This window comes from Simplicispira sp. GW247-4R2A (assembly GCF_059424465.1).
The window spans coordinates 35,722-60,857 of sequence record NZ_JBWKZM010000020.1 but is presented as its reverse complement, the minus strand read 5'-3'; the positions used below and the strand labels follow the sequence as shown (position 1 = coordinate 60,857).

General features: G+C 62.5%; 29 protein-coding genes and 1 pseudogene. 11 read left to right on the top strand and 19 right to left on the bottom strand.

The genetic code is table 11. The features are described from left to right. Positions 1-230 precede the first annotated feature (230 nt). Positions 231-695, bottom strand: coding sequence for a mercury resistance transcriptional regulator MerR (gene merR, locus AC07ZH_RS14110; protein ID WP_495200269.1), 465 nt, complete (start codon positions 693-695; stop codon positions 231-233). A 71-nt stretch (positions 696-766) separates the two neighbouring features. Here merR and merT point away from each other — a divergent pair, with 71 nt between their 5' ends. The 4 genes and pseudogenes from merT to merA all read left to right on the top strand — a co-directional run. Then, positions 767-1,117 carry a mercuric ion transporter MerT gene (gene merT, locus AC07ZH_RS14105; RefSeq protein WP_495200268.1) on the top strand — a complete coding sequence of 117 codons (351 nt, stop codon included), beginning with the start codon at positions 767-769 and terminating at the stop codon, positions 1,115-1,117. A gap of 12 nt (positions 1,118-1,129) precedes the next feature. After that, positions 1,130-1,414, top strand: a complete 285-nt coding sequence (gene merP, locus AC07ZH_RS14100) for a mercury resistance system periplasmic binding protein MerP (RefSeq protein ID WP_495200267.1) — start codon at positions 1,130-1,132, stop codon at positions 1,412-1,414. Beyond that, complete coding sequence (gene merF, locus AC07ZH_RS14095) at positions 1,411-1,662, top strand: mercury resistance system transport protein MerF (RefSeq protein WP_495200266.1); 252 nt, start codon at positions 1,411-1,413, stop codon at positions 1,660-1,662. Before merP ends, merF begins: the two co-directional genes overlap by 4 nt. 32 nt (positions 1,663-1,694) lie before the next feature. Further along, positions 1,695-3,086, top strand: a pseudogene (merA, locus tag AC07ZH_RS14090) (mercury(II) reductase); the annotation flags it as partial. A gap of 165 nt (positions 3,087-3,251) precedes the next feature. Here merA and AC07ZH_RS14085 read toward each other — a convergent pair. From AC07ZH_RS14085 to AC07ZH_RS14015, 15 genes are all read right to left on the bottom strand, one after another. Next, on the bottom strand, positions 3,252-4,169 hold the full coding sequence (locus AC07ZH_RS14085; protein ID WP_495200265.1) for a hypothetical protein: 918 nt from the start codon (positions 4,167-4,169) through the stop codon (positions 3,252-3,254). Continuing rightward, positions 4,166-4,981 carry a phosphonate ABC transporter ATP-binding protein gene (locus AC07ZH_RS14080; protein WP_495200264.1) on the bottom strand — a complete coding sequence of 272 codons (816 nt, stop codon included), beginning with the start codon at positions 4,979-4,981 and terminating at the stop codon, positions 4,166-4,168. Before AC07ZH_RS14080 ends, AC07ZH_RS14085 begins: the two co-directional genes overlap by 4 nt. After that, positions 4,978-5,874: a phosphonate ABC transporter, permease protein PhnE gene (gene phnE, locus AC07ZH_RS14075; protein WP_495200263.1), complete on the bottom strand. Its 897-nt coding sequence runs from the start codon at positions 5,872-5,874 to the stop codon at positions 4,978-4,980. Before phnE ends, AC07ZH_RS14080 begins: the two co-directional genes overlap by 4 nt. A 2-nt stretch (positions 5,875-5,876) precedes the next feature. Beyond that, the gene (locus AC07ZH_RS14070) at positions 5,877-6,743 is read right to left on the bottom strand and encodes a phosphate/phosphite/phosphonate ABC transporter substrate-binding protein (protein ID WP_495200262.1); all 867 of its coding nucleotides are present in this window, start codon (positions 6,741-6,743) and stop codon (positions 5,877-5,879) included. Positions 6,744-6,819: 76 nt separating this feature from the next. Beyond that, entirely contained in the window at positions 6,820-7,593 is a 774-nt protein-coding gene (locus tag AC07ZH_RS14065) for a DUF3047 domain-containing protein (protein ID WP_495200261.1), read from the bottom strand. Further along, positions 7,590-8,234: a TIGR04282 family arsenosugar biosynthesis glycosyltransferase gene (locus AC07ZH_RS14060; RefSeq protein ID WP_495200260.1), complete on the bottom strand. Its 645-nt coding sequence runs from the start codon at positions 8,232-8,234 to the stop codon at positions 7,590-7,592. Before AC07ZH_RS14060 ends, AC07ZH_RS14065 begins: the two co-directional genes overlap by 4 nt. Then, positions 8,231-8,908: a TIGR04283 family arsenosugar biosynthesis glycosyltransferase gene (locus AC07ZH_RS14055; RefSeq protein ID WP_495200259.1), complete on the bottom strand. Its 678-nt coding sequence runs from the start codon at positions 8,906-8,908 to the stop codon at positions 8,231-8,233. Before AC07ZH_RS14055 ends, AC07ZH_RS14060 begins: the two co-directional genes overlap by 4 nt. Further along, the gene (locus AC07ZH_RS14050) at positions 8,905-9,978 is read right to left on the bottom strand and encodes a DEP domain-containing protein (protein WP_495200258.1); all 1,074 of its coding nucleotides are present in this window, start codon (positions 9,976-9,978) and stop codon (positions 8,905-8,907) included. The genes AC07ZH_RS14055 and AC07ZH_RS14050 overlap by 4 nt, the downstream gene beginning before the upstream one ends. A 6-nt stretch (positions 9,979-9,984) precedes the next feature. After that, a complete protein-coding gene (locus AC07ZH_RS14045) occupies positions 9,985-12,156 on the bottom strand; it encodes a dihydrolipoyl dehydrogenase family protein (protein WP_495200257.1) in 2,172 nt (723 codons plus the stop codon). 2 nt (positions 12,157-12,158) lie between these two features. Next, positions 12,159-13,139, bottom strand: coding sequence for an arsenosugar biosynthesis radical SAM (seleno)protein ArsS (arsS, locus tag AC07ZH_RS14040; protein WP_495200256.1), 981 nt, complete (start codon positions 13,137-13,139; stop codon positions 12,159-12,161). A 185-nt stretch (positions 13,140-13,324) separates the two neighbouring features. Continuing rightward, positions 13,325-13,561: a nitrate/nitrite transporter NrtS gene (nrtS, locus tag AC07ZH_RS14035; RefSeq protein ID WP_495200255.1), complete on the bottom strand. Its 237-nt coding sequence runs from the start codon at positions 13,559-13,561 to the stop codon at positions 13,325-13,327. After that, on the bottom strand, positions 13,558-14,493 hold the full coding sequence (locus AC07ZH_RS14030) for an HD-GYP domain-containing protein (protein WP_495200254.1): 936 nt from the start codon (positions 14,491-14,493) through the stop codon (positions 13,558-13,560). The genes nrtS and AC07ZH_RS14030 overlap by 4 nt, the downstream gene beginning before the upstream one ends. After that, a complete protein-coding gene (locus tag AC07ZH_RS14025; protein ID WP_495200253.1) occupies positions 14,490-15,632 on the bottom strand; it encodes an FAD-dependent oxidoreductase in 1,143 nt (380 codons plus the stop codon). The genes AC07ZH_RS14030 and AC07ZH_RS14025 overlap by 4 nt, the downstream gene beginning before the upstream one ends. A 13-nt stretch (positions 15,633-15,645) precedes the next feature. Beyond that, a complete protein-coding gene (locus AC07ZH_RS14020) occupies positions 15,646-16,101 on the bottom strand; it encodes a response regulator (protein ID WP_495200252.1) in 456 nt (151 codons plus the stop codon). Between the two features lie 56 nt (positions 16,102-16,157). After that, positions 16,158-16,310, bottom strand: coding sequence for a DUF1010 domain-containing protein (locus AC07ZH_RS14015; protein WP_495200301.1), 153 nt, complete (start codon positions 16,308-16,310; stop codon positions 16,158-16,160). A gap of 120 nt (positions 16,311-16,430) precedes the next feature. Between AC07ZH_RS14015 and AC07ZH_RS14010 the strand changes: the two genes are divergently transcribed. From AC07ZH_RS14010 to gor, 3 genes are all read left to right on the top strand, one after another. After that, positions 16,431-17,713 (top strand): IS3 family transposase gene (locus AC07ZH_RS14010; protein WP_495200251.1). Its coding sequence is split into 2 segments (ribosomal slippage): positions 16,431-16,782 and positions 16,782-17,713, totalling 1,284 coding nucleotides; the frame shifts between segments, so codons are not numbered across the junction. A 369-nt stretch (positions 17,714-18,082) separates the two neighbouring features. Beyond that, on the top strand, positions 18,083-18,790 hold the full coding sequence (locus tag AC07ZH_RS14005; RefSeq protein ID WP_495200250.1) for a DUF6969 family protein: 708 nt from the start codon (positions 18,083-18,085) through the stop codon (positions 18,788-18,790). 187 nt (positions 18,791-18,977) lie between these two features. Next, positions 18,978-20,354: a glutathione-disulfide reductase gene (gene gor, locus AC07ZH_RS14000; protein WP_495200249.1), complete on the top strand. Its 1,377-nt coding sequence runs from the start codon at positions 18,978-18,980 to the stop codon at positions 20,352-20,354. 210 nt (positions 20,355-20,564) lie between these two features. Here gor and AC07ZH_RS13995 read toward each other — a convergent pair whose 3' ends face one another. Together AC07ZH_RS13995 and AC07ZH_RS13990 are read right to left on the bottom strand one after the other, a co-directional pair. Further along, positions 20,565-21,260, bottom strand: a complete 696-nt coding sequence (locus AC07ZH_RS13995) for an HAD-IA family hydrolase (RefSeq protein WP_495200248.1) — start codon at positions 21,258-21,260, stop codon at positions 20,565-20,567. 344 nt (positions 21,261-21,604) lie between these two features. Then, complete coding sequence (locus tag AC07ZH_RS13990; RefSeq protein WP_495200247.1) at positions 21,605-22,174, bottom strand: carboxymuconolactone decarboxylase family protein; 570 nt, start codon at positions 22,172-22,174, stop codon at positions 21,605-21,607. A gap of 285 nt (positions 22,175-22,459) precedes the next feature. On the opposite strand from AC07ZH_RS13990, the gene AC07ZH_RS13985 reads away from it, so the two are divergent. From AC07ZH_RS13985 to AC07ZH_RS13975, 3 genes are all read left to right on the top strand, one after another. Then, on the top strand, positions 22,460-22,765 hold the full coding sequence (locus tag AC07ZH_RS13985) for a hypothetical protein (RefSeq protein ID WP_495200246.1): 306 nt from the start codon (positions 22,460-22,462) through the stop codon (positions 22,763-22,765). A 239-nt stretch (positions 22,766-23,004) separates the two neighbouring features. Continuing rightward, the gene (locus tag AC07ZH_RS13980) at positions 23,005-23,622 is read left to right on the top strand and encodes a sigma-70 family RNA polymerase sigma factor (RefSeq protein WP_495200245.1); all 618 of its coding nucleotides are present in this window, start codon (positions 23,005-23,007) and stop codon (positions 23,620-23,622) included. A gap of 17 nt (positions 23,623-23,639) precedes the next feature. Further along, positions 23,640-23,870, top strand: a complete 231-nt coding sequence (locus AC07ZH_RS13975) for a zf-HC2 domain-containing protein (RefSeq protein ID WP_495200244.1) — start codon at positions 23,640-23,642, stop codon at positions 23,868-23,870. 15 nt (positions 23,871-23,885) lie between these two features. Here AC07ZH_RS13975 and AC07ZH_RS13970 read toward each other — a convergent pair whose 3' ends face one another. After that, positions 23,886-24,722: an AraC family transcriptional regulator gene (locus tag AC07ZH_RS13970; protein ID WP_495200243.1), complete on the bottom strand. Its 837-nt coding sequence runs from the start codon at positions 24,720-24,722 to the stop codon at positions 23,886-23,888. A 105-nt stretch (positions 24,723-24,827) separates the two neighbouring features. Here AC07ZH_RS13970 and grxC point away from each other — a divergent pair, with 105 nt between their 5' ends. Further along, positions 24,828-25,088, top strand: a complete 261-nt coding sequence (grxC, locus tag AC07ZH_RS13965; protein WP_495200300.1) for a glutaredoxin 3 — start codon at positions 24,828-24,830, stop codon at positions 25,086-25,088. The last annotated feature ends 48 nt before the right edge of the window (positions 25,089-25,136 follow it).

Below are 25,136 nucleotides of genomic sequence, written 5' to 3'. Positions count from 1 at the left end.
AGCCGATAACGATGTTCTGAATGACTCGGATTGGTGGGTGGCCGGAAGCCGCCTCAAAAAGACTGGTACCGTTCAGCCTTGCGCTATTGGGCGCCCTGGTTCGGCCTTAGGTTCGGCCAAACCGTCGCTTTGCCTTTGCCTGCAAATGCCGTGTTGCAGTTCAGTCAGAAAGGTGGGGATCTCGGAGGACCGCTCTCCCCTACTACAGTCAAGGGTCAGAAAACGGAAAATTAAGCACGCTGAAGCGTAGTTCTCTCGTGACCACCTCGTACTGACACCGCGAGCTTCGCTCTCTCTTGCAACGACTCAATCAACGGGCAGGACACGTTTCCATTTCGGGCATGGCAGGCACACACAAGCTCGGACAGCACCGCCTCGATGCGTGCCAGGTCGGCCATCTTCTCGCGCACGTCCTTGAGCTTGCGCTCCGCCAGGCCACTGGCTTCTTCGCAGTGGGTGCCGTCTTCCAGCCGCAGCAGTTCTGCGATCTCGTCCAAACCAAATCCCAGTCGCTGGGCCGATTTCACAAAGCGCACCCGCGTGACATCCGCCTGGCCATACCGGCGAATGCTGCCAAGGGGCTTTTCTGGCTCGGGTAACAGTCCCTTGCGCTGATAGAACCGGATGGTCTCCACATGGACCCCGGAAGCCTTGGCAAAAACGCCAATGGTCAGATTCTCAGAAATGCTTGGCATAGCGCTTGACTCCGTACATAACTACGGAAGTAAGCTTGCGCCATTCAACCCAAATACACAAGGACAAGCACATGTCTGAACCGCAAAACGGGCGCGGGGCGCTCTTCGCCGGCGGGTTGGCCGCCGTCCTCGCCTCGACCTGCTGCCTGGGGCCCCTGGTGCTGATTACCTTGGGCTTTAGTGGCGCGTGGATCGGCAATCTGACCGTGCTGGAGCCGTATCGGCCGCTCTTCATCGGTGCGGCGCTGGTGGCGCTGTTCTTCGCCTGGCGGCGGATCTACCGCCCGCCGCAAGCCTGCCAACCGGGTGACGTCTGCGCGATTCCAAGGGTGCGCGGCGCCTACAAGCTCTTTTTCTGGATCGTGTCCATGCTGGTCGTGGTCGCGCTCGGATTTCCCTACGTGCTTCCTTTGTTTTACTAACCGGAGACCGCCATGAAAAAGCCATTTGCATCCCTCGCGCTCGTCGCTGTCCTTGCCGCCGCTGCCCCTGCGTGGGCCGCTACCCATACCGTTACGTTGGCCGTACCCGGCATGACCTGCGCCGCCTGCCCGATCACGGTCAAGAAGGCGCTTTCCAAGGTCGACGGCGTAAACCAGGTGGCCGTAACCTTAGAAAAGCGTGAAGTTGTGGTGACCTTCGACGATGCCAAGACCGACATCCAGAAGTTGACCCAAGCGACAGAAAACGCGGGTTATCCCTCTTCCGTCGCGAAATGACACTAAAAGACCCGCGAATTCTGCTTCGGACCAGCATCGTTGGCACCGTGCTGGTGGCGCTATGTTGTTTCACGCCGGTACTGGTCATCTTGCTCGCAGCGGTCGGTTTGTCCGCTCTGACCGGCTATCTGGACTACGTGTTGCTGCCTGCATTAGCGATTTTCATCGGTTTGACGCTCTACGCCATCCGGCGAAAACGCCAAGCCGATGCCTGCTGCGCCCCAAAATTTAATGGAAGCAAGAAATGATAGAAAAACCCAATCCACTTGAGAACGCCGGTTTGCACATCGCCGTCATTGGGAGCGGCGGTGCGGCCATGGCGGCAGCGCTGAAGGCCATCGAGCAAGGCGCGCGGGTGACGCTGATCGAGCGCGGCACCATCGGCGGCACTTGCGTCAATACCGGCTGCGTTCCCTCCAAGATCATGATCCGCGCCGCCCATATTGCGCATCTGCGCCGTGCCAGCCCCTTCGACGGCGGCATCGCGGCGACGGTGCCCGCGATAGATCGCAGCAAACTACTGGCCCAGCAGCAGGCCCGCGTGGACGCGCTGCGCCACGCCAAGTACGAAGACATCCTGGACGGCAAGCCGGCCATTGCGGTGCTCCACGGTGAGGCGCGCTTCCAGAACGCGCAAAGCCTGGTCGTCCATTTGAACGATGGCGGCGAGCGCATCGTGGTGTTCGACCGCTGCCTGGTCGCCACGGGTGCCAGTCCGGCCATGCCGCCGATTCCAGGGTTGAAAGAGTCCCCCTACTGGACTTCGACCGAGGCTCTCGTCAGCGACACCATTCCCGAACGCCTGGCCGTGATTGGATCGTCGGTCGTGGCGCTGGAACTGGCGCAAGCCTTCGCCAGACTGGGTAGCCAGGTCACGATCATGGCGCGCAACACCCTGTTCTTGCGCGAAGAGCCGGCCATTGGCGAGGCCATCACCGCCGCCTTGCGTGCCGAAGGCATTGAGGTGCTGGAACACACGCAAGCCCGTCAGGTGGCCCATGCCAGCGGTGCATTCGTGCTGACCACGGGGCGCGGTGAAATCCACGCCGACAAGCTGCTGGTCGCTACCGGCCGGACACCGAACACGCGCCGCCTGGCATTGGAAGCGGCGGGGGTGGCCGTCGATGCACAGGGCGCCATCGTCATCGACACAGGCATGCGCACCAGTATGCCGCACATTTATGCCGCTGGCGACTGCACAGACCTGCCGCAATTCGTCTATGTAGCCGCCGCCGCTGGTACCCGCGCGGCCATCAACATGACAGGCGGGGACGCTGCCATCGATCTGACCGCGATGCCGGCGGTGGTGTTCACCGATCCGCAGGTTGCCACCGTGGGGTACAGCGAGGCGCAAGCGCATCGCGACGGCATCGCAACCGACAGCCGCCTGCTCACACTGGACAACGTGCCGCGTGCACTTGCCAACTTCGATACCCGCGGTTTTATCAAGCTGGTGACTGAGGCCGGGAGCGGGCGGCTCATCGGTGTACAGGCGGTGGCCCCAGACGCGGGCGAGCTGATTCAGACCGCAACGATTGCCATCCACAACCGGATGACGGTGCAGGAACTGGCCGACCAGTTGTTCCCCTACCTGACAATGGTCGAGGGATTGAAGGTCGCGGCGCAGACCTTCAGCAAGGATGTGAAGCAGCTTTCGTGCTGTGCCGGGTGATTGTTACCATCTCGCTTAATGCTCCTCGACCAGCGGTGTGCATCGTCCGTGACAGCGCTTGCGGGAAGTGAACCAGCGCGGTCAACCAAAACGGAAAGTCCGTGATACCGCGCCACATACCGGATATTGTTAGGAATGTCCTTACATGGGCGTCCTTAGTGAGACCTAATATGCGTCGATTCTCGAAAAATACGACACGTGCGCGTCCGAGTGCTCGGGCCAGTTTGCAAGAAACATCCGCGTCCATCGCTCTTGGTTGTAGGCAACCGGCAGCGCATCGACACAGGCGCCGGCAACCTGCGCACTGTAGGCCACCGGATGAGGTGACGGCGCCAAGCCAATGCGCGTGATGAGGCCCGGAAACCTGCCGCCCGCGTTGGGCATGCCGGCGGCGCCATTGTTGATGACGGCGGCACCGCGACCTTTGAGCGCCAGTCGTTTGAGCACCGGCTCGCAGGTGTGCGTGGACGCAAATACATCAACCCGCGAGGCCTCGAATACGCGCTGCAACCACTCGGCCTGGTCTGGCTTGTCGATGTCGCCGACACCGAAACGCCACCCCGCCAGCGACTCGGCGTCGCCGTGCACCACCGCCACGCGGCAGTCCCCCACGTCATAGCGCGCGAACAGGGGCAGGTTGTCCAGGCGCGCCGTCAGGTCCGCATGGCGCTGCGCCGTGGCCTTGAGGCGTGCATGGATGCGGTTGGAGCGCTCCACCAAGGCTGCGTCGACCTGCTCCGGATAGGCACAGCCACAACCGGCAGCATCGCCGTCGGCCGACAGCTCGGCCTCCACGTTACCGGCGATGGCCTCGTGTTGAAGCACCCGCTGGTTGAGGGCGCGAAAGCCTTCGTCGTCGACATTGAACCAGTTGAAATCGCCGTTGAAGCACAGCGTAACAGGGCCGGCCTCGCTGGCCGCCATGTGCTCGATGGCATCCAGCGCCGGCAGGTTGCCATACAGCCCCCCAATGACGTACAGCGTGTCGGCAACGCGCTGCGGCGCCGCCGCGATGGCTTGCGGACCATAGCGGTAACGCAAGGGGCAGCTTCGGCCCGCAAGGGTGATCGCCTGTTCGATCATGTGGCGATTCCATTTCCGTGGTGCATGGAGACGGGCAGCGCCACTTGCCAGTGCGGTGTGAATCCGCTGCCTTGGGGTCGGTAGAGGTCGACCAGTTGCCGGTCGCCAACCTGGGATAGCGGCAGATCAAAGGCCACCCGGCCCTGGCGCAGTCCGATTACCCGGTTCGCGAGCACCGGCAGCAAAGCAGGGTTGTGGACCACGGTCAGTAGTGTCGCGTCAGCAGCAGCAGCTACCAGCCGCTGGCAGACCTCTGCCGCAGCGGTCGGGTCGAGCGCGGCGGTGGGCTCGTCAGCCAGGATCAGGCGCGGGCCCTGCATCAGCAGGCGGGCGACGCCGACCTTTTGCTTCTCGCCGCCAGAAAGCTGGTCGGTCCGGATGGCGGCGCGGGCCAGCATACCCACCTGCTGCAACGCGGCCTCGGCGCGCTGAACCTCTGCGGCTGGGAAAAAACGCGTCCAACTGCGCCAGCCGCCGACCCGCCCAAGAGCGCCAATCAACACGTTGTCGAGCGCGGACAAGCGCCCCACCAAATGCAGGCCCTGCATGACCTGACCGATTTCCCGCCGCAGCAGGCGCCACTCTCGGGCATTGAGTGTTGTGGTCAGAGAGTGACCGAGCACCTGCACCTCGCCATGAGTGGGCTGCAGGAAGCCGGTCAGCACTTTGAACAGTGTGGACTTGCCTGCCCCGTTGTGGCCGATGACCGCCACCCGTTCGCCCTGCTCCACCGTCAGCGCAGGAATGTCGAGCAGCGTCTGCCCACCGATCTGGCAGCAGACGTTGTTGAGGACGATGCAGGGCGTGCTCATGACAGCGCCTTGCGGATGCGCCGGCTTATTGCGTCAAACGACCCCACCAGAACGATCACCACCAGCAACACGGTGGCCAGGCGGTCCCACTGGAACAGCGAGGTGGCCTCCGAGATCAGCAGGCCGAGCCCGCCAGCGCCGATGATGCCCAGGATGGTGGAGTCACGGATGTTGAATTCCCAGATGTAGAGGTGGCTGGAGACGAACTGCGGCAGCACCGAAGGCCACACCGCATTGAAGAAGACCTGTGTGCGACTGGCCCCGACGCTCTGCACCGCGTGGATGGCAGGCATATTCAGCGACTCGACGGCCTCGGCAAACAGCTTGCCGTACGTGCCCATGGAATGCAGGCCAATGGCCAGAATGCCCGCCGTAGGCCCCAGGCCCACGATGCCCACCAGCACCAGGCCGAACACCAGCGTGTGGATGGAACGCATCACGTCCAGCACCGCCTTAGCCGCCAACGCGAGCGGGCGTGGCGCGCCGAGGTTGCGCGCCGTCAACATGGCCAGCGGAAGCGCGAGCAACGCGCCCAGGAGGGAACCCAGGGTGGCGATACGGACCGTCGTCCAGGTGGCGCGCGCCAAGCCAGCCAGGTAGTCGGCCTCCACCTGCTGGCGGTTTTCCACCCGCAGCAGGGTGCCGTCGTCACTGCGGTATTCGAGCCTGGCATCGCCGAACCAGACATCCAGAAAACTGGGGTGGGCGAATTCGGTGAAAGTCTTGCCCAGATTGGTCAGCGGGTTGCGGCCCAAGGACAGATCGCCTTCAGCGCCCAAGGACCACAAGCAAGCGACAACCAGCAGGCTGTAGACCAGCGCCAGGCCCAGGAAGCGCAGCCGCCCGCTCAACCTGACCGGGAACCTGGCGCCATGCACCGTTATCATCGCCATACTCACTTCGCCCGCAGGTTCCCGGTGGCCAGACCGGCGTCGCGGATGGGCTTGTAGAAGGTGTTGTCACGCGTCACAAAGCCGGTGTAGTGCGCGGGCAGCAGCTTGGGCTGCGATGCGAGTGCCGCACCGACACCGGCCAGCGCGGTCTGCAGCCGGGCGACAAAGGCCTTGTCGGTCGCCAGGGCCTTGCTGACGACAAAGGCATCATTGGGCAGCGGCGCCGACTGCCAGATGATTTTTGACTGCTCGGCCTTGATCAGGCCCTGCTCGATCATGGCGTTGCGATTGCGGTTGTAGTCGGCACCGGCGTCCAGCACGCCTTGCGTGACCTGGGTCTCGATAGCCTGGTGCTTGGTGTACAGCACCTTGCTGAAATAGCTGTCGGGGTGGATACCCAGCGTCATGAAGTGGTGGCTAGGAATCAGGTACCCCGAGGTGGAGCCCTTGTCGCCGAAGGCGAAGGTCTTGCCCTTGAGGTCGGCCAGGGTGTGGATGCCGGAATTCGGGTGCGTGACGATGATGGCGTAGTACTCGGGCTTGCCGTCATAGAGGATGGTAGAGACCACCTCGGCACCGGCCTCATTGTTGGCCAGCACATAGCCCCAGGGGCCCATGAGGGCCATGTCGGTTTCGCCGTTGGCCAGCGATTTGGCCAGGCCCTCCCAACTGTCCACGGTGCGCAACTGCACCGGGCGCTGGAGCTGGCGTGCCAGGTACTCGGCCAGGGGTTGGTAGGTGGCGTCGTTCTTTTCCTTGTCGGGCTGGAACAGGCCAACCCCGAGTTGCAGCGGAGCTTGCTGTGCCTGCGCCACGCCTGCAAGCGTCAGAACTGCCAACAGTGCAAGGGTGCGGCGATCAAATTTCATGGAAAAAACTCCTGGGTGTTGACGGTACCCATTGGTCGCTGGCCGAGGCTCGGTTCTTACACTCCCTCGCCGCCGTTCATGGCACCCGCGCGCCCGTGAACTGGCACGGTTCTTCGGCCCCCACAAAGTGCAGTTCCGCGAAGCCGGCACGCGCTTGCTCCCCCGTGTTGTCGGTGTCGGACGCCACGGCCAGCAAGCTGGCCTTGAAGGGGAGATCGCCGAAGGCTTTCGCGGCATCGGCCAGCACATTGACCCGCTCGCTGACCCAGCGGCCCACCTGTTCCTTGCCCGAGCGCTGCACCACCATGGCGGCGCGGTCGGTGTAGGCGTTGAAAGCACGCATGCCGACTGGGTTCCGGTTGTCCCAAACATAGTTGACTGCCGCGTCCGGCACCAGCTCCCCATACAGGCTGCGCCCCAGGGCCAGCTTGAAGCGCAAGCCCACGCTCAGCGACTCCGGCGGCAAAGTGAAAGCCACATAGACCCGGGCGGCATAGTCGTCGCCCGCCTTGCGGCTCAGATCGGCCTGCTTCAGCACGTCGTCCACGCGCCACAACCAGCACAGGACGGGCGTGGTCTGCAGATCAACGGTCAACGGCCGGGCCAGCAGCGCCATGCTGGCATTGGCACTCGCTTCGACGGCGGCGTGCCCGTCCCACTGCAGGGTGCGGTAGCGCGTGGCGGGCACACGCTGGTCGAGCTGCACCACCTTCCAGGGCGCCGGCAGTGCATCATCGCCCCCTGAAAAGTCGCCAACGCGCACAGGTGCCGCCGCGGCGCTGGCGGTCAGCGCGAGCAGTAGGACAAACACGCTGGGCCGGAACCGGCCGTTGTGGGAGGCATGCATCATGGGTTCGGTTGTGAGGAGGTTGTCATCAGGCCAGCTTGCAGCTCTGCTGGAAGCCAGGGCAAATCCTTGGGCTCATCGATATCGTTCAGCGTGGGTAGGCTGCACAAACGCCAATCCAACCGAGCCACGCGCCGCCGGGTCTCGGCAGCCACGGCATCGGTGCTCCAGGGCATGGCGTCGAACAGCGAAGAGGCAAAACGCTTCAGGCCCAGCAGGGCATAACCGCCGTCGGCAGTGGGCACCAGGGACGCCTCATGGTCTTGCAGGGCTGCCGCAGCGCTTTGCAACAGGCCGCTATCGAGTGCCGGGCAGTCCGTGCCGATCAGCAAGATGGCCTCACCCCCTACCGTCACCCTCTGGGCAGCCCGGCCCATGCGCGTACCGAGATCCCCCTCGCCTTGCTCCGACCAAGCCAAGCCACCGGGCAGACCCAGGCCCTGCCAGTCAAAGGCCTGCAGGCCGGGAGTGGCACAGAGTTCGACCGTGCCCAGCCCGGCGGCCAGGGCCGAAGCCACCGTGCGCGCCAGCATGCGCTGCGCCAGTTGGGTGGCTCCTTGCTCGCCTAGCGCCGGAATCAGCCGGGTCTTGCAAAACCCTGCGATGGGGGCCTTGGCAATGATGACAATGCGCACCGACTTCATCGGTACGCCTGGGCAAGCTGGCTGGCCGGCACGCCGCGCCAGTAGGCCCAACGCAGGCGCCACATCAGAAAAACGGTGCGCCACGGCCCCCGCTGCTCCCAGCGGCGGCCCGAGGTGACGACTTTGTCGGTCAGGCAGAGCGGGCGCGCCAGGCGGCACAGGCGGCTGGACATCTCGATGTCTTCCATCAACGGCTGCGGCGGGAAGCCACCGACGGCATCGAAGGCAGCATGGGTCATGAACATGGCCTGGTCGCCGGTGGCGATGCCCGTGAGGCGCGAGCGCCAGTTCATCAGCCAGGCCACCAACCTGAGCATGGCGGGGCGGCCTTCGATACGCACGTCAAAGCGCCCCCAGACATGCGCATACCCATGCGTGATGCAGCTCTGCAGGCACTCAAGCGCGCCGGGCGGCAAGCGTGTGTCGGCATGCAAAAACAGCAGCACGTCGCCACTGGCGGCGGCCGCGCCGGCGTTCATCTGCAACGCGCGGCCACGCGGCGAAGGCACGAGCCGAAAGCCCAGGCACTCCACCAGCTCGGCCGTGTTGTCTTCGCTGCCCCCATCGACCAGAATGACTTCCACGCCCTGGCGCACATAGGGCATCAGGTGGGCGCACAGCTCGGGCACACCGGCCGCCTCGTTGAGCACTGGGACGATGACCGAGAGCTTCATGGCGTCGCAACGCCAGCAGCGGTGTGCCGGGTAAAACGGTAGTAGTACTCGCTGTCCTGGATATCGTGTTCTTGCAGCACATGCTCCAGCAGGCCGAATTGCGCCAGGCGCTGGAGCACCATCCACGCCTCGTGGCGGGCAAGTTTGTAGCGCGCTACCAGCCAGTCCACCGCTGCGGAGCCGATCCAACAGCGGGAATAAACCTTGCCCAGATAGGATCGGTCGGCCACTGCGACACCTTGCTTCGCACTCATCTCAGCGTGGAGCTTGCCCAGGTTCAGGCGGTCCACCGCATCCGATACGGCCAGCCGAAAAAAGAGGCTCTCATTTTGGAAACTGTGGCCATGGGTGACATGCACCAGCAGCCCGAGTGCGCCCAGATCCTGCCCCAGCGAAACCGCCTGCGAATCCGAGCAGCCAAACGTTCTGGCAATCACCGCAGTGGCCTCTTTGCCCACGAAGCACTGCGGATAGGTCTTGAGCCGGTAGCTTCGGTCGCGAATGTCGAGCAGGCCGCTCAGTTTCTGCGCCACGGCCTCGGCAGTCATTCCGGTCTGGCGGCGCAACCGCTCCCGCGCTGTCGCACCCTTGGCGTCGTCGACCAGTGCACCCAGGTAGCGCGCCAACTCCGCAGGCGCCATGGCCGGAAGCGAAAACAGGGTATGGATACGGTCCAGGGCCTGCCCCAGCCAACCTGCGCTGTCGGCACTGCTGAACTCGGGGAAGAGTTCCGCAAAGCCGAGCGATTGCACCCAGTGCCGGTCTGCAAGACTGACATGACCGTCTTCAAGGCGCGTCAGGAAGACGCGCTGCCGACTCACGCCCTTGGGCAACAAGGCATCCAGTTCCAGAATGCCGGGTCGGTTGCTGTCGGCACTGTGGGAGATGTCAATAAATACGACCGTGTCGTCCCGATCTGCCAGTCCGCGCAGCACGGGTTCGCGCTGATGCTGGTCGATCGGCAAGTCGGTTGGGGGCAGATTCGACGCCATCAGCCCGGCGCGCAAGGCGCTGCGACTGGCCCCCGTCGGCAGGTCGAGCAGCACGGAGATTTTGGGTGTGCTTGCCATGGTGTTTCAGCCGCGCCGCCAGGCGTGGTAGCTCTGCAGCCAGGCCAGCAGGCGCTGCGGCGCATGCGCGCGCTTCCATTCCCCCGCGACAGATTTGTTGGCTTCAGCCAGCGTCGGATAGGTGTGGATGGTGCCGAGGATCTTGTTCAAACCCAGGCCATGCTTCATCGCCAGCACGAATTCCGCCAGCAGGTCGCCGGCATGCTCACCGACAATGGTCACCCCCAGGATGCGGTCCTTGCCTGGCACCGTCAGCACCTTGACGAAGCCGTAGGCGGCGCCGTCGGCGATGGCACGGTCCAAGTCGTCAATGCCATAGCGGGTGAGCTCGTAGGCAATGCCCTTCTCCTTGGCCTCCTGTTCGTTGAGGCCGACTCGCGCCACCTCCGGGTCAATAAAGGTCGCCCAAGGGATAACTGAGTAGTCGACCTTGAAGCGTTTGAAATGACCGAACAGCGCATTCACAGCCGCATACCAGGCTTGGTGCGCAGCGGTGTGGGTGAATTGGTAGGGACCTGCCACGTCACCGGCGGCGTAGATGTTGGGGTAGAGCGTTTCCAGGTACTCGTTGGTCACCACGGTGCGCTGGGTGGGAATGCCCAGCTCTTCCAGGCCGTAGCCCTGCAGCCGCGCCACGCGGCCCACGGCGCAGACCAGGGCATCGAACTCGATGCGCTGCTCCACACCACCGTGCTCGACCACGAGGTATTTGTGCGTGACACCATCACGGTCTTCGCGCTCGCAACGCAGTGCTTTGTGCCCGATTCGGACATCCACACCATCGCGTGTCAGGGACTGGCGCGCCAGTTCGGACACTTCTGCGTCCTCGCGCGCCATGATGCGCGGCGCCATCTCCACCTGTGTGACTTCGGAGCCCAGGCGCGCAAAGCTTTGGGCCAGCTCACAGCCAATGGGGCCGCCGCCCAGCACCACCAACCGCGCCGGCGGCGCATCAAGCTGGGCGAACGCGTCCCACAAGGTATCGCTGGTGACGTAACCCACCTCCTCGATGCCAGGCAGCGGCGGCACGAAGGGGCGCGCGCCGGCGGCGATGACAATGCTGCGGGTGGTGAGACGCTGCGTGCTGCCGTCGGCGGCCTTGATCTCAACCGTCCAGGGATCGACCACGCGCCCATACCCTTGCAGCACCTCCACACCCAAAGATGCGTAGCGCTCCACGCTGTCGTGCGGCGCAACGGCGCGGATGACCTCATGCACCCGCGCCATGACCTGGCGGAAGCTGAACACAGGTGCCGTCGCAGACAGGCCGTAGTGGTCGGCGCGCTGCATCTGGGACGCCAGTTTGGCGCTCTTGATCAGGGCCTTGCTGGGCACACAGCCGTAGTTCAGGCAGTCGCCGCCCATCTTGTGCGCCTCCACCAGGGTGACCTTGGCCTTGACGGCGGCGCCGATGTAGGCCGTCACCAACCCGGCCGCGCCAGCGCCGATAACGATCAGGTTGCGGTCGTAGCTCTTTGGCCGTGTCCAGCGCGCATAGACGCGGCGGCGCTGCAGCCAGCCCAGAACCTTCTTGGCCAGCAGCGGGAACACGCCCAGCAGCGCGAAGGACAGCACGACACCTGGCGAGACGATGCCGGCCAGACTGTCGATCTGCGCCAACTGGGTGCCCGCGTTCACGTACGCCAGCGTGCCGGCCAGCATGCCAACCTGGCTGACACCGTAGAAAGTCAGAGAGCGGATGGGCACCAGACCCATCAGCAGGTTGATGAGGAAGAACGGGAACACCGGCACCAGGCGCAGCGCAAAAAGGTAGAACGCGCCATCGCGGGCCATGCCTTCGTTGATGGGCTTGAGTCGGTCGCCAAAGCGCGCCTGCACCCAGTCGCGCAGCAGGTAACGCGCGCTCCAGAAGGCCAAGGTCGCGCCCAGGGTGGAAGCGAAAGAGGCAATCACGGAGCCCCAGAACAGGCCGAAGATCGCACCGGCGGCCAGGGTCATGATGGCGGCACCGGGCAAGGACAAGGCGGTCACCAGTACATACACCGCGCCAAATGCCAGACCCAGCAGGGCCGGCGACGCGTCCTTCCAGGCGCTGAACTGGGCCTGGCCCGACTTCAGGCCCTCCAGCGTCAGCCACTTCGCACCACCCAGGGCAAAGAAGCCCGAGACCAGCACGAGCACCAGAGCCAGGAGTGCCAGGCGCCGAACGTTCTTCATGCTCATGCGCCCTTGAGCGCGCCGCCGCAGCTGCTGCCCTGTCCGGCGGTGCAACCGTAGCAGTGCTCGGCAGTGCGCACTGGCCGCCCGGCCGGGTCTTGCACCAGCAAATCACGCAAGTGCGGCGCAGCCGCCATGCGCATGGCGCCGCCAGTAGGAAGCGGCAGGCCCAGTTGTTGGTTGAAGTCGCAGTCGTGGAGGTTGCCCTGCCAGTCCACGCTGATCAGGCTGCGGCACATCACGGTGGCGTGGTTGGGCTCGCTGAAGTTGTCGCGCAGCAATTGCAAATAGCTGTTGAACTGGCCTTTGGAGATCAGCATGGAGCCAAACCGCTGGATGGGCATGTTGGTGATGACGAAGAGTTTGTCGAACTCAATGCCGAAGTGCGCCATCAATTCGCGCTTGTAGTCGGCCTGAAGCTGGCCCTGCTCAGGCGGCAGCGTGGCGCCTTGGGGGTTGTAGACCAGGCTGAGCTTGAGGCCGGAGTCCGGCTTGCTGTAGCCCAGGGCATTGAGCTGTTGCAAGGCCGCAATGCTCTTGTCGAACACGCCCTTGCCGCGCTGCTTGTCTACGTTCTCTAGCGAGTAGCAGGGCATCGAGGCCACTACCTCGACTTTCTGGTCGGCCAGAAACTGCGCGAGACCCTCCTGCCCCGGCTCGAACAGGATGGTGAGGTTGCAGCGGTCAATGACGTGCACGCCCAGCGCCCGTGCCCGGCGAACCAACTCGCGAAACCCCTCATTGAGCTCTGGCGCCCCGCCAGTGAGATCAAGCACCTTGATGGAACGGGCCTTTAGTACCTCGATCACCAAATCGAGGTGGGCGTCGTCCATCATTTCGGTACGGTTCGGACCTGCGTTCACGTGGCAATGCACACAAGTCTGGTTGCAGCGGTACCCCAGGTTGACCTGAAGGGTGGTCAAGGTGCCTCGGCGCAAGGCTGGGAAAGTCGTCGCTTCGAGTAGCGGCAAGGTGGCGTGCATGGTGGTCCTGAATCGTTCTGATGAGCGCGGTTTTTGCGCGTCTTGTTCGTTTAGTCGTCGCGCATCTCGGAATTCTTACACTCAGCCTGTCAAACGGGGTGTGCCTTTCGCCTGGCTCTCACGACACAAGATGGATCAAACAGGACGATCGTCTCGGCTGCGGCAGCCCCGCTGCCGCAGCCTTGTCATTGGTCCTCAATTTGGCCCCGTTCGCCCAGTTCGTTCTTGGCTGCGCTATAGCTGGCCACGCAGTAGGGTACAAGAAAGTTGAGCAGCACATGTTTCCAGGAAATGTCGTTCCCGGCCATGATCGAAGCGCCTTGATTGATGAGGTTCAGGATGCAACCCACGACCAGCGAAATCCGCAGCGCGCTGGAGACAATCTTGCGCGAGCAAGCCACGGACACAAGGCTCGGCTTCATACGGAGCTTTCACCCGCCATGGCGGCCTCCATCAATTCCCGGGCTGGCAGCGACGCCACAGCCGCTGAAACCGTGCGCTGAATCAAATCGACATCCGCCTCGGGCTCCAGATCCACCCTGGAGCCCTGACGGCCCGTTGGCCTAGCGACCAGTGCGCCTTCACCCGCATCAAGCGCAAACTCCCCGGCACAGTTGCGACAGTAGATTTTCTGCCCCGCTGTGAGCCCACGGCGCAGCACCAGGGTTGGTCCGCACGTGGGACAAAACTGAAGCGGGATGCCCTCGTCGCTGTGCCCATGCACGTGGCCAAGAAGCGCCGACTCGCCCAGCGCAAGAAAGACATCCGCAAATTTCTCGTCAAACTGCGCGCCTTTTTCTCGTCGCAATATTCCCAGGGCGAGATCAATGGGCATGCCCTGGCGATAGGGGCGATGGCTGGTCATGGCGTCGAATGCATCGCATATTCCGACGATCCGCGCTGCAACCGGAACAGCTCCGCCTCGCAGGCCTTTGGGATATCCCTGGCCGTCAGGGCGCTCGTGATGAAGGTGCACGGCGTCCCGCACCAGGGCGGCAAGGGGATGCCCTGCGAGCATCCTGAGGCCGATATCCGGATGTGTCTTGATAATGGTGTATTCCTCATCGGTCAGGCGCTCCTTCTTTTGAAGAATCGCGTCCGGGACGCCGACCTTGCCCAGGTCATGCAAAAAACCGCCCAGTTCAATCCGCGCAACCTCCGCGTGGGGCAACCCGGCATGCTCGGCCAGCAGGCGGGCGTAGCGGGAAACCCGCCACAGGTGCCCACCCGTATAGGAATCGCGCGCCTCGACGAACCAGGCCATCGTCAGCAGGCTGGCCAGCAGTTGCTTTGCCGGGTTGGAGTTGGCTGCCGAGCCGCGTATCCATGTGTTCAGGCGTTGCAGGTTGATCATGCAGATTTCTCCATCTTCGCCCCGGCTGAGCTTGATCCTGATCGCGCAAAGCGCCGGATGAAGCGCCGGTCGATCCAGTCTTTCCAAAGCCAAACCCACGCGCCGCTGGCGGACCAAGGCCCCCACGATGCAATCGCATGGCGGGGGCCGCACGCAAGCAGATAGAGCGAATTGGGTCGGGGCCGATAGGCCAACAGCGGAGCACTTTCGAGCACCGCCAGCAGGTTGCTCGCGAGCACTGGCCCGGCGCGCACCGCATGCACGCCAGAGCGCGACAGGCTCGTACCGGGCCTGGCGCAGACGTCACCGGCGGCAAATACGTTCGGGTGTGACACGCTGCGATGGTATTGGTCGACTTGTATGTAGCCCCCAGGGTCGAGCGCCAGTTTGGATAGCTGGAGCCAGACCGGGGCACGGGCCCCGGTGGCAGCGATCACCAGATCGGCAGCCACCAACTCGCCATCTGCCAGCAGAACGCCGTTCGGTGTCCCGACGGCCCGCTGAAAATGGACGCTCACGCCCGCACGCCGGGCGTAGGCAAGCACACGCTCCTGCACGCGCCGGTTGTGGCCCTTGAGGACACCGTTCTCGGAGGCTATCAAGTCCACCTGGGCTCGAACCCCAGCGCGTGTCAGCGCAAACTGGGCGGCCAGAGCGATCTCGACACCGGCGGCCCCGGCACCCACGACGACCAGATGGAACGCCCCCTGCGCTTGCGCCTCGGCCACTTTTTCTGGCCAGCGCGTGAAAAATTGATCCAGGGGTTTGACGGGTAGCAGTTTGCTGCCCAGTGCTTCGAGCCCTGAGGTTTCGGTTTCACTTCCGACGTCGATGGACAGCCAGTCGTAGTGCACCGGCTGGCCATCCGCGAGAGCGACACAATGCCGCGTGGCATCCATGTCCACCACGTTCTCCAGAATGAGCCGCCCACCCGCCGCGCTCACCAAAGGCTGCAAGTCGATCTGACAGGCCGACAGCGCATAGTGGCTGGAGATCCAACCGGGCAGCATGCCCGAATAGTTTTGGAGTGGAGACGGCGTGATCAGCGTCACCTCCACATTGCCCGGGCGTTGCGCTGCCAGAGCCTCCAGGACCGAGAGGTGGGCATGCCCACCGCCCACCAGCACCAGTCTATTCATGGACGAAACCGATCTATTGGTTAAAATGCCGCTTGAGCATCCGGGTCGCCACCACGCGGCGCGCAGGGGTGGCCAGATCCTCCTTACTGAAATACAGAAAAGCCTGTGGGCGCCCCAGTCGCGACGCGGAAGCCTCCGTGTCCACCCCGTAGATCTCCGCCTGAACCCCGGACTGCGCGGCAAGGCGCTGCATACCGGGCAGGGCCTGATCAAACGCCAGCATCGAGGCAAAGAGCACCGGCACTCCAGGCGCTACCTGGCGCAACTGCTGGAACACCACTGCAGCGGACTCGGGCAGCGGGGACGACAGTGCCAGAGAAATGACGGCACCCCCAGCTTGGGCGGCCATGGCCGGAAGGCTGGCCATGGCCTCCAGCTTGCTGAGCGTGTAGCCGTTGTCCTCCAAAAATGGCTTCATTTCCGCAACGATGAACGGGTGGGGCCGGGCCAGGAGGACATTTTTCGACATAAGAGACTCCGCAATGGGTGGTTGATGCCCATTCGTCGTCCCACACGGCATCACTCTTACACGACGGGTGACTGCTGCAATGGATCCGTACTGTTGAGTCGAGGAAAAACACTCCGCAACGCAAGCGGCGCAATGCTTACAAAACAATAGCTACCAACGCAAGCTGTGCAAGCGCTAGAGGCCGAAAAGACTGAAAAACTGCGCGGCATAAAGGATTGGTCGTCATCGTTCATCCTCGATCGCTGTAACGATAGCCCCCCCGTTGATGAAATAGCCCCCTGATTCCCAGGCCCCGTCCTATCGCTTATCTTTGAGATAGGAATAGGACCATGAATACGACTAGGCATACGGAATCGGTAGAAGTGATTTTGAAAGACCAGCGCCGCAGGCGCTGGTCCCTCCCCGAGAAGGCCGCCTTGGTGCGACGCACCTACGAACCAGGCATGAGTGTGTCCCTCGTGGCTCGTCAGGAAAGCGTTTCCGCAAGCTTGCTGTTCATGTGGCGCAAGCTCGAACGGCAAGGCGCTTTGACCGCTGTGTCGGCAGGTGAGGCGGTTGTGCCGGCATCTGAGCTGGCGGCCGCCCGCGCGGAAATCGCCAAGCTCCAGCGCGTGCTCGGCAAGAAGACCCTGGAGAACGAAATCCTCAAGGAAGCCGTGGAGTACGCCACCGAAAAAAAGTGGATTGCGCGCTCGCCCTTATTGCCCAGGGAGGAGCTGTGAAGACGGTCTGCCGCACGCTAGGGTTGGCGCGCTCGCATGTGCGTGACTTGCTCGGACGAGATGACGATTGGACGGACGGCCGGACACATCGCACGCCCCGTGACGATGACGCGCTGCTTGGCCAGTTGCGTCAAGAAATCGCCGACCTGCCCAGCTATGGCTACCGCCGGGCCTGTGCCTTGGTGAACCGCCAGCGTGCGGGCTGCGGCGATGCGCGAGTCAATCCCAAACGCGTCTATCGCGTGATGGCCCAGGCGGGTCTGCTGCTGCCCAAGGCGCCGCGCCGGCGCCAGTCGGCCCGCACGCATGAAGGCCGGGTTGCCGTATCGCGCAGCGACCTGCGCTGGTGCTCCGACGGCCTGGAAATCAAGTGTGATTCGGGCCAAACAGTGACGGCGACCTTTACCAAAGACTGCTGCGACCGGGAGGTCATGGCATGGCGTGCATGGGAGGGCAAGGGTCTTCCTGGCGAACCCGTGCGCGAGATGCTCATCGAAGCGGTGGAGCGGCGCTTTGGCGCCGTCGAAGCGGTTCCTGCCGGTCACAAACTGGAGTTCCTGAGCGACAACGGCGGGGCCTACATCGCAGCGGACACCCGAGCGCTTGCGCGCTCGCTGGGGTTACAGCCCATCAACACCCCAGTCTGCAGTCCCCAGAGCAACGGCATGGCCGAGAGCTTCGTCAACACGTTCAAACGCGACTACGTGGCACGCATGGACCGGCGTGATGCGCAGACCGTGCTGGCTCAGTTGCCAGCAGCCTTTGAGCACTTCAACGAGGTGCACCCGCACTCATCGCTGAAAATGCGCTCGCCTCGCGAGTTCAGGCGGCAGCAGGCCGCAAAGGCGCGCCCGGAACCACTGGTGGACCAGGCGCTTTATTGCGACTAGGACGGGGACTGGAATATGGGGGCAACATCATTGACGACAAACCCTCACCAAGGCTTGTGCATTTGCCTTCCGCCATGTGCGAGTCCCTGGTGTCTTAAACCCAACTGGAGAACTCCCCATCATGTCTACGCTCTCATCCCGCCTGTCTCTGAGTCTGGCCGCCGCTGTTGTTACTACTGCGGCCCTGGGCGGTTGCGCCATGGCCTGCCGTGCATGCGGCGCCAAATGTGGCTCGGCCAAGACCATGTCGAAGTGCAGCGCCTGCAAAGCCAAATGCGGCGCCTGCGCGGCCAAGAAATGAAACCTGGCCTGTGAACCTGCGCCCTGGAGCACATCCCTGCTCCAGAGTCTCTTTTGGTTTCAGCACCTATGCCCGCATCGCCCGTATTGCGCCGACACTGGCGCTCCATCAACGCGACCGAACTGAACACCACGCTGCAACACGGCCAATCTTGCGTGGAGGCATTCGCTGACGCGACGCAGGCGTCTGGCTCATTGCTGCAAAGCTGGGTGCAAGGTGCGGAGGTGGTGGAATACAAACACTACCCGCCTTCCGACATCATCGACCTGCGCAGCGGGACCCAGTTCTACTACCACGCCCACCGCACCCATGGCGACGAGCACGGACACCTGCACGTGTTCTGGCACGCCACTGTCTCAGGACGCCGAAGCCGGCCCAGACAGGGCCGCAAGGTCTGGGCGCGCAGCGCACCCACGCACATGCTGGCGATTGCCCTCGACGCTCGGGGCCTACCCGTCAAGCTGTTCACCACCAACCGATGGGTCACCGATGGGCACTGGTTTGACGCCACGCACACACTGGCATGCCTGGATCGGTGCCGCCCCGGACCAGTGACCGGACACGAACACGCTTGTGCCTGGCTGAATCATTTTTTGGCCCTGTATCGACCCTTGATCGCCAACTTGCTGGAGCGACGAGACACCCGCTTAAATGGCCATGGCAGGCTGGAAGATGCGCTCAACAACAAGCGCCTTGAAGTGCTGAGTCAGTCACGCATTGATTGGGCGGCCGATCTGGACGCCCTGCAAGTCGAGGCGAACCGGCGCGGGCTGTGAGTAGCTCCTCAGACCAAGTTTGCCATCCACGCAGCGAGTCACCGCACAGAAGCTCAGCGGAACGATGCGGTTGCCCCATATCGGGCATAGTCGTGCACCCATAGCCCAAAGCGAAACAGCGCTGCAAGCTATAGAGAGTTGCAGCTTCTCAACCCTGCGCTATAGCGCGCTGAACAATAGGAATTCAATGCCTTCATACGACTACCAACTCTTCGTCATCGGCGGTGGCTCTGGTGGAGTGCGCGCCGCGCGCGTTGCCGCGGGGCTGGGCGCTCGCGTGGGGATTGCCGAGAACTTCCGCTACGGTGGCACCTGCGTCATTCGTGGTTGTGTCCCGAAAAAACTGCTGGTGTACGCAGCCCACTATGCCGAGGATTTCGCTGATGCACAGGGTTTTGGCTGGACCGTGCCCCCGGCGCAATTTTCCTGGCCTAAGCTGATAGCGGCCAAAGACAAGGAAATCGCTCGCCTGAGCAGCATTTACGAAACCAATTTAGAGGGCTCTGGAGTTTCGGTCCTGCACGGCGCCGCCCGTCTGCTCGATGCACACACCGTGCTCGTCAACGACAAGCAGGTCACCGCCGAGCACATCCTTGTGGCCACCGGCGGCACACCGTTTGTTCCACCCGTCCCAGGCGTCGAACACGCCATCACGTCCAATGAGGTGTTTGACTTGCCGCAACTGCCCAAGCGGGTGCTGGTGGTCGGCGGTGGCTACATCGCGGTGGAGTTTGCCGGCATACTGAATAGCTTGGGCGCGCAGGTCACGCTGTGCTACCGCGCTGGCCAGGTGCTGCGCGGCTTTGACGACGACGTACGCGCGCACTTGCAAGGCGAGATGGTCAAAAAAGGCATCACCGTGCTGCTGCACCATGACGTGGCGCGGATCGACCGCCTGAACGACGCCAGTTTGTCGGCAAGCCTCACAGGGACGTCCACCGCGCCGCTGGTGGTGGATGCGGTGCTCTACGCCACCGGCCGCGTGCCCAATACCCAAGGCCTGGGGCTGCTGGAGGCGGGCGTTGCGCTGGACCAGGCCGGCGGCGTCAAGGTCGATGCCTTTGGCAAAACCAGCATCGACAGCATCCACGCGGTGGGCGACGTCACCAACCGCATCGCACTCACCCCGGTGGCCATTCGCGAAGGCGCGGCGTTGGCGCAGACGCTGTTTGGGTCCAAGCCCGTCAGCGCCGACCTGACCACCGTGCCGTCGGCGGTGTTCAGCCAACCCCCTATCGGCACGGTGGGACTGACCGAGGCACTGGCACTTGCCCAGTATGGCGAAATCGATATTTACAGCAGCAAGTTCCGCAACATGCGCCACACCCTGTCCGGGCGCGACGAGCGCACGCTGGTCAAGCTGATTGTGGACACGGCCAGCCAGCGTGTGCTGGGCGCGCACATGGTGGGCGCCGATGCGCCCGAGATCATCCAGGCTCTGGCGATTGCCATTCGGATGGGGGCCACCAAAGCCGACTTTGATGCCACCGTAGCACTGCACCCCTCAGCGGCTGAGGAATTCGTGACCCTGCGGGACAAAGTCACCCGAAAGAGACAGGACTAAAAACCCTACGTCAGAGGCAATAGACCCAATAGGCCCGATAGGGCATGAGGCAGTGGCGGCTGCATTTCGGGAAATTTTGGCCGACTCAACAGCAACGACTGGCAAGACGTCCTGTGCCGCCACTGTGTAGAGCAGGTCCCGCTCCTGGTACCCGGCTTCCAGGAAGGCCTCCACGGCGGCCAGGCCGTTGCGATCGCCCCCGTTGGGCTCTCAGGCACCCAGCCGATCGGCGAGCGTCGGGAAATCATCCACCACAAAGGTGCAGTCGGGATGGGGTTCGGGATCGGGAGGCCCTGCAGGGCCCCATTCATCCGGCCGCCGCACGAAGGCCGTCCGGTAGCCACTGGCGCGCGCCGCATTCAGATCGAAGTTGTGGCAAGCCACCATCAGGATTTGCGCCGGCTCCAGGCCCAACCAGATCGCCACCTGTGCATAGGCCTCTGGTTGCGGCTTGTACACGCCGATCATCTCGCACGAGATGACGCCATCCCATTCAAAATCGTTGCGCCGCGAAACCGCAATCACCATCGCCAAAGGCAACATGGTGAACGAGACCACTGGGTATTTGCGCCTCATCCGGTTCAGCGCAGAAGGAAAATCGTGCCAGGCCTTCAACCCGTACCAGGTGCGGTGTATCAGCCAGCGGTCTTGCGTGGTGAACGCCTGAAGGCCGTATTGCGCCAACACGCCATCGAGCTCCGTGCGGTGCACGTCGTCCATGTTGAACGCAGGCCGTACCTGTCCGACGATGGCCTTCATTGCCGCACGGCGATAGTCGTTGGTCACGGCGTGCCAATCTCGTACCAAACCATGTTGAAGCCCCGCATGCGCAAAGGCGCTCACCAGCCCTCCGTGCCAATCCAGCACCGTTCCACCCGTGTCAAACGCCAGCGTCTGAATATTCATTTGAAAAGCTCCTTGGAAAGTGCTAGGGACGTCCTCCGCCTCGGGGTATTTACCGGTCAACGTGCTTCAGGGTCCGGAGCGCTCCGAATCGCTCAAACCGGTGCAAGTGAACCGCACAGCCAGCCGAGGCTTTTCAGTACGGCCGCGCGCCATGGCGGCAGGGTTCACCAAGTGCGCTCCGGGCGCTCTGCTGCAAAAAGGCAGTTTGCACTGTCCAGCGACATCGATCCGCATTGAAGCATCGGCCAGCGCCCGTGGCAACCACGACACCAGTTCAGCGGCGGCGCATCCCATGACCCGCTCGAAAGATTCCGGTGTCAACGTGGGTGTGATGGCTCGGAAACTCAATCGCCTTTGTAGGCGGCGAAACGCTCATCCACCTGCGTCCCGAAGGCGTGGTTGGAATAGTTGCTGAGCACCTTCACCGACACGGCCAACACAATGTAGAGCAGGTCCCGCTCCTGGTACCCGGCGTCCAGGAAGGCCGCCACGGCGGCCGGACTGGGCTGGCCCAGGCTTTTGACCATCTCGGTCGTGACTTCAAAGAGCGCAGCGAGCTTGGCGTCGGGAATGGGCTGGTGGCTTCGGATGGCCTGCAGCACAGGGGCCGGCACGCCCGACATCTTGTCGGCAATCATGCTGTGCGCGGCCGTGCAGTATTTGCAGCCATTGGTTTTGCTGACCGCCAGAAACACCACCTCCTGCTCGGCTGGGGTGAGGCCCGACTCGCCACGGAACAGGCCGTAGCCATGCAGGTAGGTGCTGAGCACGGCCGGTGCATTGGCCATGTTGGCGTACATGTTGGGAATAAAGCCGACCTGCTTGAGTGCGGTGTCCAGAATCTCTTTCTGTGCGCCTTGGGCGGTGGCGTGGGCAACGGACTGAAGTTGCTGGATGTAGGCTGTTGTCGACATGTTGATGGCTCCTGGAGTTGAGGAAAAGAATGAACAGGCGCTTGAAGCGAAGACGATCGCCCAAGCCACACAAGAATCCTATGGACTACCGACGGAAATAAGAAACCCTTCGTCTCTCTTTTGAGACCCCTTGTTCTCACGCCGTGAACACGAAGGTTTCATCCGTTTCTCAAATCAAAAAATCAGGACAGGCTCAAAAAAACCTGTCACGTTTTCTCAGGCTGTTGCGTCCAAGGTCATGAAGGCAATGCAAATCGCAGCGCCCCAAACCCGAAAGGAAACATCATGAAAACCCTCCTCGCAGCAGGCATCCTGGCCGTCACCTCCCTCACATCTGTCGCAGTCTTTGCACAACCGGGCAATGGCGAAACCTGGGGTCAAGACGTGGCCATCAGCGGACCAAGCCTCTCGCGCGCACAGGTCGTAGCGAAGCTACACACAGCCCAGGCCAACAACACGGTCGCCTATGGCGAATTCTCGACAGCAGTTCCAGCAGCCCAAAAAACCTCGTCAAATTTGACTCGCCGCCAAGTCGAGGAAGAAGTTGCAACACTGCGGGCCGCAGGCAAATTGCCGGTCTATGTCAACTGAGAACGAGCACGCGTTGAGCCATATTGCTCATGAGCCACAGTGCTCGCAACGGTCGCATTCCGATCCTCAACGCCGCGGGTTGATGGATCGGGCATGCGAAGGCCCGGGGCACAAGGCAACCATCTCGACGAATTTTCAGAATCTCAGAAGCGCCTTGTAATTTTTCGTGCGCTTGAACGACTGAACAGAACCACACGAGGCGCTGTTCACAGTCACATGTTCCCCATCGGAGTTGCTCGTTGAACCTCACATCTCAATCCAGCGAGGCAGACAACGCAATGCCTGAGCAATTCGAGCAAGCCAGCTGGATTGCACTGCGTAAGCGTCTGATTCGACATGCCCGCATGGTGGTGCGCGACCCCGCATTAGCTGAAGATCTGGCGCAGGAAACCCTTATCAACGTGCTGGAGAACCAGCCAACGCTTCGTGGAGAAGCCTCTCTCACCACCTGGGCAACGGCAATCCTGAAGAACAAGATCGCCGACTGGTACCGATCCCCACACCAACGACGACGCATTTACAACACGCACGGCGAGGGCGAAGACCAAGCCAATCCCACCGATGGAACATTCAATGAACAGGGTGGCTACTTGGAGCCAGTGGACGCCTGGCAGCAACCCGAAGGCCGCGAAGCACAACGACAGATCATGTCAACGCTTGAAAGCTGCCTGCGATGCCTGCCGGTCCAGACGGGGCGGGTGTTCATGATGCGCGAATGGCTGGGCTTCGAAACGCCCGAAATCTGTATGCGTCTGGGCTTGACGGCCGACAACTGCCGCATGGTCTTGCATCGCGCCCGCATGGGTTTGCGTCAGTGCATGACTTCCCGCGGCCACACTATTCGGGATGTTTCATGACTATTTTTCAATCCCCAATGAGCCTCTTCCATTCATGCGAGCGCGCCGCAGAGCTCATGTCGCAGGCTCTGGACGAGCCACTGGATCTTGGCGATCAAATGCGGCTTCGCATTCATCTCAAGCTGTGCAGCGATTGCAAGGAGGTGGAAAAACAGATGAAAACTTTGCGTACGCTGACCTCGCAAATGGGTACGCTTGATCTGGGCTTGGAAGATGAGTCTATCCCCTCTTACACCGGTGATCACTGAAACGCCGCGTCGCCTTCATGCAGCGGGCGCAGTCGTTTGCTGTCTGAGCCATTCTCCAGGAGCCACGCCTTGCTTTCGAACGAAAGCGCGGGACAAGGCACTGGCACTGCCATAACCCACATCCAGCGCCACCTGCTTGATTGCCACGCCGCGCGTCAGCAGGCGCTGCGCCAGCATGACCCGCCACGAGGCCAGGTAATTTGCCGGCGTCTCCCCGGTCACCTGCCGAAAGTACACGGCAAAGCGGGCCCGTGACATCCCGGCCAGGGACGCCATTCCCGGCAAATCCCATTCGCGCTCTGGCGAAGCATGCAAGGCCGCGAGAACCGGGCCCAGGCGCGCATCTGAAAGCCCTGCCAGCGTACCGCCCTGGGTCAGACCATGGGCCATGCAATGCCGCAGCAACCTCACGATCAGAACCTCGCACAGCCGATCCAGGACGCCTTGGCGGCCAGCGTGTACGTGAAAAGCCTCGTCAAGCATCAGCTCAAGCAAAGCATCCACACCGGGCAGATCCGCCAAAGGCACCATGACCAGATCGGGCAGTGATGCCGTGATCGGATTGGTGTTGGCGCCGCCAAACTGCACGGTGGCGCACACCACGTCAGCACCTGCACCGTCGTCGGCCACCAGGCGGTGTTGGTCCGGTCGCGGCAGAAACATCAGCGTGGGTTTACTCACTACGAAGCGCCGCCGAGTCACGCCCCGCACCTGCACCTCACCACATCGGATCAAGTGCAGATGGCCGCGGCCGGTGTCGCGCTCGAAATCGTGGATACCGCAGATGTTTCCGGTGTAGAAAACACCCGCATGCAGGGAAAAGCTGTGGAGCAAGCTGGCTATGGGGTCCATAGGCCGATGATACGTTCAATCAATAAATGAAGACGACTTACCACCTTTCGTCTTGAAATGAACAGTACGCTGTGCATATCCACCCATTCAATGAAAGGAATTTCCATGCCCGCCATCACGTTCTACAGTGCGCAAGGCTGCGGCTATTGCAGCGCGGCTGAAAACCTTTTGCGACGCAAGGGTGTCACCCAACTGAACAAAATCAGCGTCGATCAACAACCCGGCATGCTGGAACAAATGATCGAACTGACCGGCCGCCACACCGTGCCACAGATTTTCATTGACACACTACATGTAGGCGGCTTTGACGACCTAGTTGCGCTGGATCGGGCCGGCAAGCTGGCCGATCTGCTGAGCGAGAACTGAGACGCGATCGGATCCGTTTTAGTCAATTGGCACCGAGCGACACATGTT